The 16,714-nt window shown below is 35.2% G+C and carries 15 protein-coding genes and 1 pseudogene; 2 read left to right on the top strand and 14 right to left on the bottom strand.

Annotated elements, in window-relative coordinates; all coding sequences use genetic code 11:
- Positions 1 to 296: 296 nt before the first annotated feature.
- Positions 297 to 938 carry a cupin domain-containing protein gene (locus MHH33_RS08590; protein WP_342543569.1) on the top strand — a complete coding sequence of 214 codons (642 nt, stop codon included), beginning with the start codon at positions 297 to 299 and terminating at the stop codon, positions 936 to 938.
- 938 nt (positions 939 to 1,876) lie between these two features.
- Here the strand turns inward: MHH33_RS08590 and MHH33_RS08585 are convergent.
- The 8 genes from MHH33_RS08585 to MHH33_RS08550 all read right to left on the bottom strand — a co-directional run bounded on the left by MHH33_RS08585 (position 1,877) and on the right by MHH33_RS08550 (position 9,247).
- The gene (locus MHH33_RS08585; RefSeq protein ID WP_342543568.1) at positions 1,877 to 2,905 is read right to left on the bottom strand and encodes a DUF4179 domain-containing protein; all 1,029 of its coding nucleotides are present in this window, start codon (positions 2,903 to 2,905) and stop codon (positions 1,877 to 1,879) included.
- Positions 2,902 to 3,459, bottom strand: coding sequence for a sigma-70 family RNA polymerase sigma factor (locus MHH33_RS08580; RefSeq protein WP_342543567.1), 558 nt, complete (start codon positions 3,457 to 3,459; stop codon positions 2,902 to 2,904). The genes MHH33_RS08585 and MHH33_RS08580 overlap by 4 nt, the downstream gene beginning before the upstream one ends.
- Before the next feature lie 781 nt (positions 3,460 to 4,240).
- Positions 4,241 to 5,143 (bottom strand): DMT family transporter, encoded by a 903-nt coding sequence (locus MHH33_RS08575; RefSeq protein WP_342543566.1) that lies wholly within the window; start codon positions 5,141 to 5,143, stop codon positions 4,241 to 4,243.
- 238 nt (positions 5,144 to 5,381) lie between these two features.
- On the bottom strand, positions 5,382 to 5,702 hold the full coding sequence (locus MHH33_RS08570) for a hypothetical protein (RefSeq protein WP_342543565.1): 321 nt from the start codon (positions 5,700 to 5,702) through the stop codon (positions 5,382 to 5,384).
- Between the two features lie 443 nt (positions 5,703 to 6,145).
- Positions 6,146 to 6,496 carry a hypothetical protein gene (locus tag MHH33_RS08565; RefSeq protein ID WP_342543564.1) on the bottom strand — a complete coding sequence of 117 codons (351 nt, stop codon included), beginning with the start codon at positions 6,494 to 6,496 and terminating at the stop codon, positions 6,146 to 6,148.
- A gap of 321 nt (positions 6,497 to 6,817) precedes the next feature.
- The gene (locus tag MHH33_RS08560; protein ID WP_342543563.1) at positions 6,818 to 7,684 is read right to left on the bottom strand and encodes a hypothetical protein; all 867 of its coding nucleotides are present in this window, start codon (positions 7,682 to 7,684) and stop codon (positions 6,818 to 6,820) included.
- A 153-nt stretch (positions 7,685 to 7,837) separates the two neighbouring features.
- Entirely contained in the window at positions 7,838 to 8,590 is a 753-nt protein-coding gene (locus tag MHH33_RS08555; RefSeq protein ID WP_342543562.1) for a hypothetical protein, read from the bottom strand.
- Between the two features lie 417 nt (positions 8,591 to 9,007).
- Entirely contained in the window at positions 9,008 to 9,247 is a 240-nt protein-coding gene (locus MHH33_RS08550; RefSeq protein WP_342543561.1) for a hypothetical protein, read from the bottom strand.
- A gap of 451 nt (positions 9,248 to 9,698) precedes the next feature.
- Between MHH33_RS08550 and MHH33_RS08545 the strand changes: the two are divergent.
- Positions 9,699 to 9,905 (top strand): annotated as a pseudogene (locus MHH33_RS08545) (hypothetical protein); the annotation flags it as partial.
- 188 nt (positions 9,906 to 10,093) lie between these two features.
- Here the strand turns inward: MHH33_RS08545 and MHH33_RS08540 are convergent.
- The 6 genes from MHH33_RS08540 to MHH33_RS08515 all read right to left on the bottom strand — a co-directional run bounded on the left by MHH33_RS08540 (position 10,094) and on the right by MHH33_RS08515 (position 16,674).
- The gene (locus MHH33_RS08540; RefSeq protein ID WP_342543560.1) at positions 10,094 to 11,008 is read right to left on the bottom strand and encodes a D-alanine--D-alanine ligase; all 915 of its coding nucleotides are present in this window, start codon (positions 11,006 to 11,008) and stop codon (positions 10,094 to 10,096) included.
- Positions 11,005 to 12,486 carry a PLP-dependent aminotransferase family protein gene (locus MHH33_RS08535; protein WP_342543749.1) on the bottom strand — a complete coding sequence of 494 codons (1,482 nt, stop codon included), beginning with the start codon at positions 12,484 to 12,486 and terminating at the stop codon, positions 11,005 to 11,007. Before MHH33_RS08535 ends, MHH33_RS08540 begins: the two co-directional genes overlap by 4 nt.
- A gap of 596 nt (positions 12,487 to 13,082) precedes the next feature.
- Positions 13,083 to 13,415, bottom strand: coding sequence for a hypothetical protein (locus MHH33_RS08530; RefSeq protein ID WP_342543748.1), 333 nt, complete (start codon positions 13,413 to 13,415; stop codon positions 13,083 to 13,085).
- A 141-nt stretch (positions 13,416 to 13,556) separates the two neighbouring features.
- On the bottom strand, positions 13,557 to 14,066 hold the full coding sequence (locus tag MHH33_RS08525; RefSeq protein WP_342543559.1) for a hypothetical protein: 510 nt from the start codon (positions 14,064 to 14,066) through the stop codon (positions 13,557 to 13,559).
- A 639-nt stretch (positions 14,067 to 14,705) separates the two neighbouring features.
- Positions 14,706 to 14,978 carry a hypothetical protein gene (locus MHH33_RS08520; protein ID WP_342543558.1) on the bottom strand — a complete coding sequence of 91 codons (273 nt, stop codon included), beginning with the start codon at positions 14,976 to 14,978 and terminating at the stop codon, positions 14,706 to 14,708.
- A gap of 418 nt (positions 14,979 to 15,396) precedes the next feature.
- Positions 15,397 to 16,674 (bottom strand): IS110 family transposase, encoded by a 1,278-nt coding sequence (locus MHH33_RS08515; RefSeq protein ID WP_342541766.1) that lies wholly within the window; start codon positions 16,672 to 16,674, stop codon positions 15,397 to 15,399.
- Positions 16,675 to 16,714: the final 40 nt, after the last annotated feature.

Below are 16,714 nucleotides of genomic sequence, written 5' to 3'. Positions count from 1 at the left end.
TTCGAAATACAAAAATTTAAATAAGAAGCAATGCAAAAGGGTTATCAATTCCTATATGAATTGATAACCCTTATTTTTTATTATTACGTTTATTCTGTAAAATTCTCATCTCTAGACAACCAAAAGGTAAATCAAAAAGAATTGGTACTCTACCCGGCCTTAGTTTTATTGTTAATAATACTTCTTCTTTTTTTGTGAAATTTTCGTTCGTACTACACAACAATTCAATTTAAAACATATCATGCGAAGAATGTGCTTAATCTGCATATTACAATAGTTTAAAGGTAGGTCGACTTATGAGTTCACCAATTGATTACACCTCAAAAAATACGCAGTTTGCTTTTGATGTTAATAAAAGTCCTTTCTTTAAAAAAGATAACCAAAACTTAATAAATATTTTAGGAAAACAGCAATTAAATACTTTGAAGAATTTATCTTTACTTGATATCTACCTTAGTGCCACTAATGTCGTCGAGCCACATTATCACCCTAATGCTGAAGAGCTTGTTTATTGCATTTCTGGAGCAGTGGCTGTTTCATTACTAAATCCATTTACTAGGCAATTTCAAAATTATTCAATTACTCCAGGGGAAGTTGTCAACATCCCCCAAGGCTGGTGGCATTATGAATTTGCCACAGAGGATTCCACACATATACTTGCAATCTTTGATGCCCCAACGCCTCAAGTAATTCTTGGTTCCGATATTTTGAAGCTGACACCTGCAAGTATTATGGCACATACCTATTGCTTGGATAAAAGGGAATGGAAAAAAGCCATCGCCCCTCTTGATCCCCCTACTTATATCGGACCACCTACGAGCTGCATAAAGACTGAAGAAAGCAATGCGCTTTATTCATGTAACATTAATCAATACGATAGCCGTGTATTTCCAACGCAAGAATATAATCCCAATAATAATCCCTACCCCAATCATTAAAGGAGTCATTTAATTCCATGGCAAAAGAAGATTGTATACTTAATTGGTCAACCTATAGAAACTTATCAATATATTGAAGACGTGCATGGGGATTCTATTATCTGCAAAAATCCCTCAAACAAAAAATGACTGCCGATTTCAGGCAGTCATTTCAGCTTGTTGACAAAAGAATAATAATTAATATAAAAGTATAAAAATTGAGTTCTTATTTTTGCACTCTATCGAAATTTCCGCGGACTGAACGCTAGCCTCCTCGGCTCAGGTGTCTATGACAGCTGAGCCTGTGGGGTCTAGCTTGTTTCGTTTTTCCGCAGGAGTCTTCAGAAATAGCCAACCACCTTCCAACTTAAATATTTTGCAGAGACACGCTTACAGAAGCAATTTCTTTTGATTGGAGTGGTTGCGGCGGAAAACAACTGCTCCTGCGGTTACTCGTCGCAAAGATTAGGAACAAATTGCCATTGGACCCAATCTTTTCAGCGGGAACAGCACAAGCTGAAGACCCCGCAGGAAACGGATAGTGCAAATGTAAGTTTGCACTATTCGTTTGCGACGAAGCAAGCGAAGCGATGCAGGAGCACCGGTTTTTCTAGTGACGAGGAGACTGAAGCCGTGCCCGCGAAACGCGTCCGCCACTGTAACCTTTGAATAAAGATTGATAGAAATTTAGCGAGAATCCTCAATTTTTTGGTGAAAAACAAACCTCTTATTTTGAACAAAGTTTGATCAAAATAAGAGGTTTCACCTGTTCATTGCTATTTACTTTTATAAAAAAGATTGATTATTTCGGAAATCGAATCTTCAACTAAAGCACCCGTTAGTTGAATAAGCCACCTGCATTTTCTATACCAAAAACAGATTCTAATAGTGGAAGTTCATTGCAAAAAAGCCCCTGTAAATGTTAGACAACAGCCGAATTTCTACGGGGGCTTTCGCTGTTATTTTTTTAAGTCAACGATAATCGGATCAAGCTTAATTTCGATATGACCTTTTCCGGACATGAGACTCGCAATTTCAACAGGCTGAATGATGAGCTGGCTAGCACCTTCTTGGATAGCGCCAAGTGCGGTCGTTCCGTTAAATGTTTTTCCACTATCAGGTGACATACCTGAACCACCCGAGCCATTCAAATACACATGACCGAGATCATCGGTTACATAGAAAACAGGTGACACACTTGGCCACTCTTTTAACAGTTCATCAGTTACCACTTGTTCGTATAAAATAACGGTTGAAACATCTGTAAATTCAACAGATTGAAGCGTGAAGCTCACGTCTTTTTGCTGTACAGTTTTATTCACGAGCTGTATATCTCCTTCTAAACGCTTTAATGAAAAGGCGAACGACCAATCTCCCTCAACCTCTAAATCATTAGACATACTATAAAAGGCATGAGGCGTCCAAGTGACTTCTACATTTTCAGGATATACATCATTTTTGAAGCTTGGGGTTAATGTTGATATGCCCACATAGCGTGTATCACTAATCTTTGTAATTTGACTACTGCCACCACTAGTACTGGTTGCACCGACAGCATTAAACCAATTTGGAGCACTCATATGCATCGCTTTTCCAAAATCATGATTAGTTTCAATCGCAAAAGAAACTGTAATGTTCGTGCCGTCATATACCGCATTATCAATCATGACGGTAACACCATTACTCGTCTGCGCAAGACCAATATCAGTAGAGAAGGACTCGGAATTTTTGTAGTCTTGCTCTTCGTTATTAAAATAACTAACGACATTGTCCATAAATGGAATTTGTGATGCAAAAGACGGGAATGCAAAACCGGTTGCCGTTGTGGCACCAACAATCATAACTGCAGCGACTGCAATATGACGCCAAACTGGTGCTTTTTTACGCTTATTAAGTACATTTTGTTTAACTCGTGCTTTCTCGATATCTGTCACCTCTAGTAGCTCAAGTTTATCGATATCTAAATCAATCCATTCTTTCATGCTCATACGAATCGCTCCTTTAGATTCATGTTTTTAGCTAGTATCTTCTTACCTCGATATAGGCGGTTATCAACAGCAGCTTTCGTTAGCCGGAGTGCATTGGCAATTTCACTGTTTGGTAGCTCCATATAATATTTCATCATAAAAATATCTCGATCAATTTCCTCTAGTTGACTGATTGCCAGTAGTAATTCATTTTTTTCTTCTCGTTGCAAGACGGATATATCTGTTTGTAGGGAGCTTGCTTTTTGTTCGAGTGGTGCATCAGATTGTTCATGTGCGATTTGTTTTTCAGCGTGCCGATATCGATCGATTGCTTTGTATTTCGTAATCATGCCAATCCATTTTTTAAAGTCTAGTGTATCACCTTGAAACTGATGAGCATTTTGCCATACCGTTAGAAAAACATCATTGATACATTCATCAATATCTGGTCGCTTCATATTGTGTAAAATTTTTGAAGCAATCGTTTTCACGAGTGGCATATAGGCATCAATGATATACTCCAGTGCATCTTCTTTTTGTTTTTTTAATCTATTGTTGGTCGATGAACTTTTCATTTGCTTCGCTCCTTATGTGATTGAAAAAGCTTTTTCATAATGTACAACGAACAGTCTTACATTTTATTCTCAAAAAATTTCTAGAATTTTTTGTTATTTACTCTTTAGTGTAACTTTCAAATAAAGAATGAGCGAAAGTTCAAACAGAACTTCAATATTTAAAAATAATAAAAAGAATCCATTTTGAAAAAAGATTTAACAAAATGGATTCTTTCTTGTAATTTTAATATAAAGTTTTTATAAAAAAGTTTGATTATTTTCTTGGTTCTTATTGAACTAAAGCACCCGTTAGTTGAACAAGAAAACTAAACGAACAGTTGCTCCAGTAACCCTATAAACAGGATTGACAATATTACAATTGGTATTGAAATTAATATTTTATTCCGTAATCTAATATTATCGAATTGTCTATATATATTTTTTAATACTCGATAAACGACTACTATGAGAAGTAACTTTATACATATTGCTATAAAATCAACAAATGTAAATGGTTTACTTATGTATTTATCAAAGGGAATGTTGATAGCAAAAAGTGCTGAAAATATGATGAATTGATAAATAAAAAATCTAACATAATTCAAAGGTGATTACTCCTATTCGATGGCTATTAATATATCCTTTATAGAATACTTCTATTTTTAGGTTATAACCTCATGTAATTTCTTCCTGACCGCTTCCATGGTTCAACTAACCTGCTCCGTTAGTTCAATAAGAAAAATAGCGATCTTTAACTAAAGCACCCGTTAGCTTTTTAAGATTTTTATAAATAAGCCCATTCTTAATCAGCATTTACAGGCAACTTAACATTCTGACGTCGAATTCCAAAACCTAAAGCAATGGCAGCCCCAATGCAACTAAACAGACAACCAGCAAACAAAAACAATGACGGATCTGATTCACCGATTAATACAGAAGCTATTCCTCCAATGACCGGGAAAAGGGCGACCATATAACCACTTTGAGATCCCCCAATTGTTTCTATAAGCTTTAAGTAGAACAACCAGGCAGCGAACGAAGCAACCAGGGTTAAATAAAGCAACGCGGATACGTATGAAACAGACGTTGGAATTGTTATTTCTTGTCCTTGAATCAATACAATGGACCCCATTAATATACTGGCTACTGTAAATCCAATGGCATTCGCATAGATAGGATCAACCCTCCTACTGGCATTTCTTGCCGAGCTGGCGTCACCAACTGCTGTAAGAAGCGTACCTATGAAAGCAACCACAATTCCTTTTATCTCATTAAACCCTTGAAAATTGTTCAATGTGGGATAAATGAGAATACATACGCCCAATACCCCAAAAACCCCCCCAATTAAAACGCGTGAATGTAATTTTTCTTTTAAAAAAACTCGGAGAGCGATTGGAGTCAGTATCACTTTTAACGAGAAGACCAATGTTACTATTGCCGCAGAACTCAAAATGGTGGCGTAATAAAAGCACAGGTAGCTTAATGCAAAGTTACATATACCGAACACTATTACAAACGGGATATCTTTTCTTTTTGGTCTCCCCTTTGGTCTAAGGAACCATACAAGAACTAAAAATAATAAGGCTGTAATAATTAAACGATAGGTTAAGGATAATTCCAAACTGACAGGTGTTCCTTGGATTTTCACCGCAATAAAATTAAGTCCCCACACGATTAAGCAAAATATATACATAAACTTTGTCATTGCATTGCCTCTTTCTGCTGTTTAACTTGCTATGTTAATCAACTGCTCAAGTAAGTAATTGTAACAAAACTCACGAGTTTATGTTCTTATTTAATTGATTAAATTAACCATTTATTGATTAATTTCCTTATTGAGTTAACCTGCCCCGTTAGTTCAAAAAAGAAAAAGGGCTGTTTAAACAGCCCGATCATCTTTAATTAAAGCACCCGTTAGTTGAACAACTTAAACTTCTGTTGAACTAAACCCCTATAAAAAACAACAGGGCTAAAATTAAGATTAAGATAATCAAACTCAAAGATAAGTTTTTACCTAATTTTGCTCCAAAGTCATTTTTGAACTTGTAACCCAGAATCAATGCTGGTATATAGAAAATAAGTGAATAAAATATTGTATAATGCAATCCATTGTCACCGTTTGACCAAGGATTTAACCCTAAAAATCTTAATAAACCATCTCCATAGGACTCTCGATTACCGAATGAAATGGAAAATAATATTCCAATTATAAATAGCAATAATGAAATCGAACCTAACCCAATTTTCTTATAATCTTTTTTCAAGATTAAAGCCCCCCATTCGAAAACTATTATTTACATTTACACCAATTTGGCACTCTCTTAATACTTCCTTCTTATTCAACTAACCTGCCCCGTTAGTTCAATAAGAAAAGGGCTGCGTAAACAGCCAGATGGACTATAACTAAAGCACCTGTTAGTTTAATAAGGATCTTCTCGAAAGTTTATTCACTGTGGACTCAATTCAGGTCCCCAAGGAGCTGGTGAAATAGAATCTTCTTTGATATTTTGTCTATTTAACCTTAATTTTTCAGCATAATAATCTAGCATTTCAAAAACAGTTAAGCGAATGAATTTATTTTCAGACTGTTTTAATAGAAGTGAATAAAAAAAGACACTCCCCGTAATTCTAATGGTTTTAATTAAACCATTTCTTAATGGAAGTGCCTTTTGATTATGGAATGTTTAATAAGACTGTAAAAATCAATTTACTTTAAATCTTCAACCTCTAATATACCTAAATACTTTGGAGCAAGTGTAAGATTAATTAATTTGCCATCCTTTTCATAGACAACATTATGACCGTCTATTTCCACCTGGTCCCACCCCGATTTAATAATTACCAAACCATAACTAAGTGGTATTTCTGTTCCTTTGGATTTTCCCCAAGTAAAACCTTTTCCTTTTGAACTTTCACTTTCAGGTTTTGCATCTTTTGGGATAGGGAAATCATAAAATTCTTTTAAAACAGTATAATTGTTATCTACACTTGTATAATAGTAACCGCCTGCCGCAACAAAAAAGACCAAAATAAAAATAACAGAAACTAATTTTTTCATTTTCATCCTCCATTACTTATTATTTTCCTTTTCTATTAAGAATATAGGTAAAAATAAACAGTTAAATGATTTGGGTTTCATTAAACCACGTTAAATTCACACGCTTTTAATCCTTTTTATCTAAGCAAGCGACACACGAAGCCAGGGGAAGCCCGTTAGTTCAATAATCAAAATGAGTTGCCTACGCAACTCATTGTTCTTTGCTAAAGCACCGGTTAGTTGAATAAGAAAAATCACTTTTCTCCGTATTTTCCGTTCCTATTTGCCTTTATATATTTACCGTTATCTTCAACAGCAATTGTTTTATCCGTACTAATACCTTTAATGGAACTTTCCAGCATAATCACCATAAAAATAAGAATCGTCTAATTCATCCCATTTAGGTGTCGCAATTATTGTATATCTCCCTTTTTCATCTACCTCGAATAAAGCCGACGTATGTTTATCTTCATCTACATAATCATCATAATTTGAACTGTATACATAAATGTCGATATTATAAATCCCTTTCTTTAATACACCACTTTTTTGAAAATCAGATATTATGTCTTTCCCATTAGGAATAGGATGTTTATTTTTATTAATGTCAAATTCAAATGAAAAATTCACCACTCCTAAATATCTAGCGTTATTATTTCTAGGGTCACTTGGTTTTAATGTAGGTAAAAGAGCAATAGTATCAATCTTTTGAGTCTCTTTAAACTCATCCAATAATTCTAGTGAATAAATCATATTTAGCTGAATGTTATCGTAAGGAAACATATATGTAGGTCCATCAGCATCCATGACAACTTTACCAGGATATTTCACTAACCCGTAATTTTTTATTATTTGTTTAACTACCCGAACTACTTCTGGATGTTGCTTGATATATGCACCTTTAAATAGTTCTAAATAGATATCGTCACTTTCATCACCCAGAATTCTCAAAGTATCTCTTTCGATTAGTAAATACGGATAAGCATGATATGGTTTTTTAATTTCTATTGTAGTCTGATGGTCAATCCCTTCAAACCAATTATCATCTGTATATACAATAGTAAACTCATCTTTTATACCATAGTTAGTTTTCAAATAATCTTGAATAGGTTTTTTTAAATCTTCTTTTGAGAAGTCAGAACATCCACTAAGAATTAGTAATGTTGTACTTACTAAGATGATTTGAATTAATTTTTTTAAATTCTTCATTTTCTATCCTACTTTTCCTTAATTTTTATTAATAAGATTATATCATTCCTTCTTCAACTATCCTGCCCCGTTAGTTGAATAAGAAAAAGGCTTTACCCCTTATTGATGTAAAGCACCGTTAGTTCAATAAGAAAACAAAAAAAAATTAATCCCTCAATCTCCTATTGCTTCTACCCACTTGTGATTCAGTACTGCTTGTTCGCAAAGTTTTTTTAACTCTTCAGCAAAATATCTTATTTTTTGGTCATACAAACTGTCCGTTATGTATGTACTTAATAAACCATCACAAATGTTTATTAACTGCTTTATTTCTTGCTCATAAAACATTTTTACTCCATATTCATCTAATCCAATAAGTAAATCAACGGGTTTTTTCGGTCCCTTTTGCTCATATCGTGGCCAATACTGTTCCTTATCCCGAAGATCATCCATCACTCTTTCATCAAATTTTACGGACTCCCCTGTATAACTTGTCCGTTTTTTTGTTTTTTCTCTAATATGGAAGTCTATCCCGTTACTATCTCCAGTTAAAATATAAAGATCCAAGGGAGAAATTTCAGTGTTTAATTCGTCATAAACCTTTATGGTTTCAGTTTCTATATGAATGCTTGACCATTTTCCTTCTACTTCACAGCTAACAACAAGCTTACTGTTTCTGATTTCGGCATTTTGCATTTCAATCTCATATTTCTTAAACTCATGCAAATCTTTTATATACACGCCACCCTCAAGCTCTAATAAGAACTCCCGGCAATTTATTAATTCGCATTTTAAGACAGTGTATGGATAAGTGTAATATTCGAACATAACTATCGTAAGCATTATGCCGTTATCCGTTTCGCTAACGTCACTAATTTTTCCAGAGTGAAAATCACATAAAACATCTGCTTGAATTCTTTTATCCATTGTTAGAACACCTTTTCATAAATTATTATTCAGCATATTATATAAGTCCTTCTTCAACTAAAGCACCCGTTAGTTTAACAAGGAATCTAATGGTCTTATCTAACATTCGTACTGGATTATTCATAAAAAATAATATGTAAAAAATTATATATACTTTATTCTTCATTGCAGCTCACCTACTTATTTGTAGGTCCATTTAGTCAAGTTAACAAAAATAAAAGAGCCTGTGATCAGCAGACTCTTTAGTACGCTTTTAATTTTACGACTTCGATACCATTCTTTGGTTATCTAATTGTCAACAGTTTGGTTTAAGTGGAACGTACAACCTTCTTCAATGAAATATTATAACAGCTCTGCCTAGTCGAACATGCAGGTAATATTAAGCAAAAGACACATAAAGCGATATAAAAAATAGACTTAATCGTCTATTTCCTTCTGCATCGCTTTCCATTTTGCTTTATGTTTATCTTTTGGGATTGCGTGATACTGTTGATATCGACACATCCTGCAAGAACAGTGAATTTTTCCTTTACTTAATTTTCCACGCACCGGCATGCTGTCGTCTTCCCATTGAAAGACAGTTTTTAAAATCGACCACTTTTTTTGAATGATTCGCTCTCGCTGTTGGCGAGTATAGGCTTTGTTGCGTTTTTTCATGTGAATCAGCTCCCTTGAGAAACCCGAGCTTGCAAGGAGCATCAAGGGATGTAGCGGCACTCCCTACAAGCTCGGTATAGAGCTGATCAACTTGATTAATAAATTCATGGCAAAATTCCTTTCAATATGTACTAGATGATAGTATCACATACTGGGATCAAAACACATTAAGCAAACGGTTAAAGCGCAGTGCGACCATACTACGCTTTTCAACTAACCTGCCCCGTTAGTTCAATAAGAAAAAAGGCTTCACTCCTTATTGAAGTAAAGCCCCCGTTAGTTCAATATGAAAAAACATACCTTAACTTTTTTTATTTTCCTGGCCGAGACTGATTAAAAACTTCACCATAACCCTCATTTAATAGCAAATATAAAAACCCATTTTGAAAAAAGATTGGTCAAAATGGGTCCTCTACATCGCACCATGATGAATTATTTATAAAAATGTTTGATTAGAACTCCTAGTTGCAAATGCTTAGATAATATTCTTCTATGGAAACATTATCAGCCTGGTATAATTTTATTAGTTTTGAGATGGTACCTATGGTACAATTTAAGTTTTCGTGACTTGGTGGAAATGATGGAAGAACGCTGGCTATTTATTGCTCATACAGCTATCATGCGTTAGGTGCATTAATATGGAATTGAATTAAATGTGTGAATTCGAAGGCACTTGAAACAAACGAATGATTCTTGGAAAGAATATAAGACATAGTGTTCTTTGTCCGAAATCATATTTTCCCATACTATTAAAATATCAGATAGACTAGAGCAGCTACGGTTCCACTAGATCTAAATTCTCTGAATTAACAATAAATTTTAACGCTGCATTTAATTATGTTTCTATTAAAAGCCTTCACTTCTCCTAACCTGTAAGGAGGTTTCAATAATCATATCCAATAGCTTGCTATAGGTGATTCCCGCCGCATGAGCGCTTTTTGGCAGTAAGCTATTTTTTGTCATCCCCGGCAATGTATTAACCTCCATGACATATGGGATTTCATCCTTTACGATCATATCAATTCTAGCATAAACACTGCATTTTAATGCTCTATAGCAGGCCATTGCAGCCTCGGTGACACGTTCATGTATTGCAACTGGAAGTTCTACAACCTCTTCAATCGTAGCGGCATTATCGTATTTCGCATTATAGTCAAAAAACTCAGCCGCATGTTGAATCGAAATGATTGGTAAAAGCTTTCCATCAAAAATAGAACACGTAATTTCTTCGCCCTTTATATACTTTTCAATAACTATTTCAGAATCCCATTCGAATACATCCGCAAGCGAGGATAATAAAGAATCCTTATCGTATACTATTTTTACCCCTACACTGGAACCACCCGAATTTGGTTTTACCACTAACGGATACCCCATTTTGTCTAATTCATCCAACTGAAGCTCTTCCATATTCGAAAGATGAATCCAATCCGGTGTTTGAATGCCTTCATAACGAATAATTTTTTTCGAAATGTTTTTATCCATACAAATACCGCTTGATAGCATGACGCTTCCGGTATATGGAATGCCAAGGGTTTCCAGTGTACCTTGAATCGTGCCGTCCTCCCCGTATTTTCCGTGAAGCGCTAACAAGGCAATATCAAGATTTCTTGTCTTTTCAACAAGCTCTTTTTTGTCATTTAGTTTAATAGGCACAACTTCGTACTTATTCTTATCCAAATGTGCAATCATTTCTTCCCCTGTCATGAGGGACACTTGTTTTTCGGAGGACACTCCTCCCATAATAACGCCAACTCTCATTTTTTCAACTCCAAATTTTCATTTTTCAAGGTATCCCCAATTATCCTAATTCCATGGACAATATCCTCTTCTTTTAACCGGGAAAATCCTAATCGAAACGTATTACTTCCCCCTCCATCCGTGTAAAAAACATCCCCAGGAGAAAAAACAACTCCCTTTTGATAGCATTTTTTCAAAAGTGTACGGGTATTAATTCCTTTTTCTAACTCTATAAAAAGATGAAGTCCGCCATCCCCTGTCATTCTTTTAAAAAGAATGTATTGATTGCAAGCATGAAGGGCTAGTTCATATTTTTTCTTATAAACTGACTTGGCCTTTTTTAAATATTTTTCGAAATAACCATCATGCAAATATTGATAAAACACTGCCTGATCCAGTGTAGATGTATGCATAGTCCGTGCCCTTTTCATACTTTCCAAGCAGTGGATTAATTCCTTATCTGCTAAAATCCAACCAACACGTAAGCCTGGAAAAAGAATTTTTGAAAAGCTGCTGATATAGATAACATTGTTTCCAGGTCCCGCGAAAGTCAATAACGGTGCTAAATGGGAACCTGAATAACGTAATTCCTCATTAAATCCATCCTCCACGATAGGAATTTGATATTTTGAAAAAAGTTTCATGATTTCAGTCCTTTTTTTAGAGGAGGTGACAATCCCGGTAGGATTATGATAAGACGGGATTAGATATGCAAAATCAAACTCCGTTTCGGATAAGCTTTTCTCAACTTGACAAATATCGATACCATCATCCCTCATTTCTATCCCGTGGATGTCAAATCCATGTAATCGAAAAAGGTTTAATGCGGCATGATGGGTAGGATTTTCGCAAATAATACGCCCGGATTTTTTAGATAAGGCAGACAATAAAATATCAAGACCCTCGGTGAATCCATTAGTGATAAGAATATCCTTATTGGAAATATCTACTCCTTTCATTTCCATATAGTGAAGAAGGTAATCAATTAGGGGTTTATAACCTTTTGCATATCCGTAGTTCAAAACGATATCTCCTTCAATGGACATCCGGGTCAAAAAAGCTCTTTTAAAATTTTCAACATCAAAAAGCTTTTCGTCTGGGGCAATGCTATTGAATGAAATCATGCCTTTTTTCCAGCGAACACCGTGCTTCATTAAGTCTAATTCATCGGCTAGCAAGGAAACTTCATTGAGCTTTTCTTTCCAGTTTAGTTGAATGGAAGGAGTTTTAGATGTTTCGACTTTCCCTACAAAATTTCCTTTTCCCTTTATTGCATAGATTAGACCTTCTTGTTCTAAATCCGCGTAAGCAGTGAGAACGGTAGTCCTGCTGACCGATAATAATTTACTAAGTTCCCGGGTAGATGGAAGCTTCTGGTGCTCCAGCAGATGTCCTTTCATTATCATTTTTTTAAAATGATCCTTTAATTGAATATAAACCGGACGATCATACACAAGCTTAAAATCATTAAACACTTCCTTGCCCCCCCTTGCTATCATTTTTACATAACTATATCTATCCCAAAAGGTCCACAACGTATGTATTTTCTTTAACCAGCGGTATGGTTTTAGGCACCATTCATACAACTTTGATATCAATAACGTGGTAAGTTTAAATTCCCTTCACCCTCTTATCCAATAATAATTAAGGTTCTGTTGCAATATGCTATAAGTCCAAACTACAAAAAAAATTGGTTAAACCTATTTAGAATCTTATAATCAAAAAAAGCAAAACGGTACAACTTTTTTACAAACAGTTAAAATTTCTTTAAAACGGTGTGACTTTTTTATAAACAGTACAACTTTATTTCAAATTTACACTTGCAATACTCTAAGTTAAATTCGAGAAATGGAGAGTGATCTATTATCTTCGAGCTAGATGGCGTCAATGTAACCTTTGAATAAAGATTGATTAAAATTTAGCGAGAATCCTCAATTTTTAGGTGAAAAATAAACCTCGTATTTTGAACAAAGTTTGATCAAAATACAAGGTTTTACCTGTTTATTGCTATTCACTTTTATAAAAATATTTTATTATTTCGGAAATCGAAACTTCAACTAAAGCACCCGTTAGTTTAATAAGGATTTAATTATCCCTACGCAAAAACTTGGGCAGCAATTGCGAATAATTCTTTGTTTCTGAATGGCATATTTACTGAGTTTTTCATCATGATGGGAGGCTCACTAACTTTTTCAAATCCATTTTTATCCAATAATAACATTAACTCGTTATTACTGGATGGCACATCAATCCTTAACTTTCCTTGATGATTAAGAGCTAACATATTGATTATTAATGCTGCTGTTTGGGAATCTGGTGCTACAATTGGTCCTAATATTAGATTTATGGGTCCTAATATGGATAATCCAAATCCAATAATCTTCCCTTTTTGATCTCTAACAACTAAACATTGTTTTGATTGATCTATCCGGTCACGTTATGTCCTTTTCCTACTCCGCTAATCCTAATATTGATATAAATATGCACAAAAAAGAGAGAGCATTTTTTGCTCTCCCTCGCACCCTGCACCGGCAGGATCAATATCATGTATCCTATAAGGTCACTCATTTTATTCCAGTTCCACCTCTAAAGGATGGTCAAGAGTTGTTTTGTTTTTAATAAAAAACACATTCAATCCATTTTCTAGTTTTACATTTTCTTGTTCATAGGATTTTCCTTTTACTTTAACAATACCATCAGTCGGAGATATTGCCCAAAGTAAACTAGTACTACCACCATTTGGTTCATGGTATCTCCATTCGAACTTATCGCCATCATATTCATCAGTATCCCATACATCATAGCTAATACTTGAATGATATTCCATAGTGTTTCCCACAAAGTCAAAAATGTGAATTGTTCGTAAATTGGAATCTAAATATACAAACGTATTTTTGTCCTTTTCGGCAGAAATCACAATTAGGTCATCGGTCTTTATATTTTCATTAAGCATTTCAGATACCTGATACTCTACAGAGTCATCATTATCTGCTTTAGTTTGATTTTTGATTGAAAAAGAGAGGATAATAATAATCGGCAAAAGAATAATTAAACTAATCGTTTTCGTTTTCTTATTCATGATATACTACACCTCATATCCTACCTTTTTATTCCAATATTGTACCACGCTGTACACCTCTTTAGGAAATCTATAATCCTTAGATGTCCAAGTCAAGCCAAATGATTCTTGACCTATCTCGAATCCCGTGAGTGATGTGGTTTTCCATGTGTGGGCATATACTGAACGGTAATTCATCGCATACCCGTAAGGAGTGCCACTATACCATGTGAAATACATCCAAGCACTACCCTTATGTCCCGAATAGGTTATACCACTACTTCTATCCTGAAATTTAAAACCAATGCCATAGCCTGCCCCGTTAGTTCAAGAAAAAGTGCTACTCCCCAGACTTGAAGTAATGCACCCTTTTGTTCAATAATTTACATTTATTAACTTATTCAACACATTCGAAAAAAAACCTTCTTATTCAACTAAACTGCCACGTTAGTTCAATAAGAAAAAAAGCTGCCTAAGCAGCCCGATGATTTTTACTAAAGCACCCGTTAGTTGAATAAGAAAGAAGTTATAACTGTTCAAAAACAGTGATGAAAAGTTGTTCGTCATATTCTTCAAATACCTCAATTACAATATTTCTGTTAGGATAGTTCAGTTTAAATGTCATTGACCAAAAATGTTTAAGAACTTCCCCTAATGCCCTTAATTGAATTTCTTCTTCATCATTTTTTCTATTTCAGTTTTGTTCCCTTGGCAATCTTCCATCCAGCTGTTAAACAGTCCTTCTTTATATCTTTCTTTTAATATTAAACAGTCTTCTTTTTCAATAAGTTCAGGAGAAAAGAATTTAGCAAATGCCAAAGCAGTTTGTAAATCAGCTTTTAGATTAACGTAACTCCACCAATTAAATGAATTTGGATTTGCTAATTTCCATTCTTGGTATTCCTTGATTAAATCATCTTCGAATAGGTTCATCTTTCTCTCCCTCAATTACGTTTAATTTTGTTCATCTTGAACTAACCTCCCTCTATAAACATTGATGTATCAACGGTTTACATCACTTCGTGATGTGAGGAAAAATATTTTTGACGGTTTCAATAAACATAGATTTGAATATATAGTTTTTATTACCAACTTAAGAGTACGCTTCGCTAAAACTAATGGAAATCATTAGCTTTTCTTTGCCATTATGTGATGCACAATGGATCTCTGCGAAACTTATGATGACGGACCCTCCCATGTCTCTTAGCGTCAGTGCGCTTACATTCCTTCGTTTGGTCTATTCATAAGGCAGAGGCCTGCTAAGCTGCCCCGGGGACTCATGGTCTTAGTTTAGTTATGTTGCTGGCTTCTCCGTGTCATCCTTCTTGTCATAAATCGATCATCGAAATGTTTACGCTGCCTCTGAGAGGCAGTAAAGATCCTTCATCATATACTGCTCATTAAAATGGACTTTCTTTTTACATATGCCATGTAATACTTTCAGTAATTTACCGCACAAGACCACCATTGATTGCTTACCCCGTAAGGGATTTTGTTTGCGTGTTGTGTAGTATTCATGAAGCTGTTTAAACGCCGCGTTATGACGTATGAGTGGAACTATTACTTTGAAGAGGATATATCTGAGTTTCTTTCGCCCTCTTTTCGAGATATGTTTTTGTCCCTTATGTTGACCAGACGAGTTTTCACGTAGTGTTAATCCCGCTAGTTTGATAAGTTGGCGTGGATTTTCATAAAGTGAAAAGCTCCCTACTTCAGAAAGTAAATCAACAATCGTCGCATCTCCTAAACCAGGAACGGAACTGAGTAACTCATATTCCATTGTTGTTTGTGCCATTTCGGCTAATTGATTATTTACAGAGGCAATTTCGGTTTCTAATAAGCGATACTGACGTAGGAGCGTGGCGATTTCATGTCGGGCCATCTTTTCTCCTTCTTTCAGGCCGATTGAGTTAGTCGAAGCTTCAATGAGAAGCTTTGCTTTCGGCAACTGTGGCGTTCTCATACCCTCTACCTCACGGTATAGAAAAACCAACTCCTCAGCTGTTTTCCCTTCAATATCCTGTGGAAATGGAGTCATTTCCAATGCCGCCAACGCCATCTTTCCAAAAGACGGAAAGACTTGAGTAAACTCTGGAAAATAGCGATCAAGCCAACGGACGATTCGATTTTTAATACTCGCTAAATCTTCCGTTAACTTTGAACGGAGAGTAGATCCGATACGAAGTTCAGCTTCTACCTCTTTTAACAAACGTGGATAACTAAAACGGCCATCCTTCAATAAGCGTGCGATGACCAACGCATCTTTTTTGTCGTTCTTTGTTTGTAAATTATCGTCCAGTTCCTTCGAACGTTTGACGTGCATTGGATTTACCATGACGAGTGGAATGCCATAGTTACCTAAGAAATAAGCCAAGTTCATCCAATAGTGGCCTGTAGGCTCAATTCCAACGATAACGTCTGTTTTCTTAGCTTCCTTCATGGTTTGACGAATCTTTTCATACAAACTTTCAAAGCCTTCTTTTGATTGATTTACTGCAAAGGATTTTTCAATCACACGCCCTCGTTCATCGACAAAGCACGCATAATGAACACGCTTGGCAATATCCATACCGACAACGAGTGTATTTTCAGTCACTTGATTAATTTTTTCATTGCATTTAAACTGCATAGAGAAGTCCTCCTAGTTAGCTGATGGGTCAATGGTCGTT

Origin of the sequence: Paenisporosarcina sp. FSL H8-0542 (genome assembly GCF_038632915.1) — a bacterium.
Lineage (GTDB): Bacteria > Bacillota > Bacilli > Bacillales_A > Planococcaceae > Paenisporosarcina.
Note: the sequence above shows the minus strand (reverse complement) of the source record. Positions and strands in the feature narration are given on the sequence as shown.

Coding starts and splice junctions, on each gene's coding strand:
- MHH33_RS08590 (WP_342543569.1), top strand. CDS start 297: ATGAGTTCACCAATTGATTACACCTCAAAAAATACGCAGTTTGCTTTT.
- MHH33_RS08585 (WP_342543568.1), bottom strand. CDS start 2,905: ATGAGCATGAAAGAATGGATTGATTTAGATATCGATAAACTTGAGCTA.
- MHH33_RS08580 (WP_342543567.1), bottom strand. CDS start 3,459: ATGAAAAGTTCATCGACCAACAATAGATTAAAAAAACAAAAAGAAGAT.
- MHH33_RS08575 (WP_342543566.1), bottom strand. CDS start 5,143: ATGACAAAGTTTATGTATATATTTTGCTTAATCGTGTGGGGACTTAAT.
- MHH33_RS08565 (WP_342543564.1), bottom strand. CDS start 6,496: ATGAAAAAATTAGTTTCTGTTATTTTTATTTTGGTCTTTTTTGTTGCG.
- MHH33_RS08560 (WP_342543563.1), bottom strand. CDS start 7,684: ATGAAGAATTTAAAAAAATTAATTCAAATCATCTTAGTAAGTACAACA.
- MHH33_RS08555 (WP_342543562.1), bottom strand. CDS start 8,590: ATGGATAAAAGAATTCAAGCAGATGTTTTATGTGATTTTCACTCTGGA.
- MHH33_RS08550 (WP_342543561.1), bottom strand. CDS start 9,247: ATGAAAAAACGCAACAAAGCCTATACTCGCCAACAGCGAGAGCGAATC.
- MHH33_RS08540 (WP_342543560.1), bottom strand. CDS start 11,008: ATGAGAGTTGGCGTTATTATGGGAGGAGTGTCCTCCGAAAAACAAGTG.
- MHH33_RS08535 (WP_342543749.1), bottom strand. CDS start 12,486: ATGATAGCAAGGGGGGGCAAGGAAGTGTTTAATGATTTTAAGCTTGTG.
- MHH33_RS08525 (WP_342543559.1), bottom strand. CDS start 14,066: ATGAATAAGAAAACGAAAACGATTAGTTTAATTATTCTTTTGCCGATT.
- MHH33_RS08520 (WP_342543558.1), bottom strand. CDS start 14,978: ATGAACCTATTCGAAGATGATTTAATCAAGGAATACCAAGAATGGAAA.
- MHH33_RS08515 (WP_342541766.1), bottom strand. CDS start 16,674: ATGCAGTTTAAATGCAATGAAAAAATTAATCAAGTGACTGAAAATACA.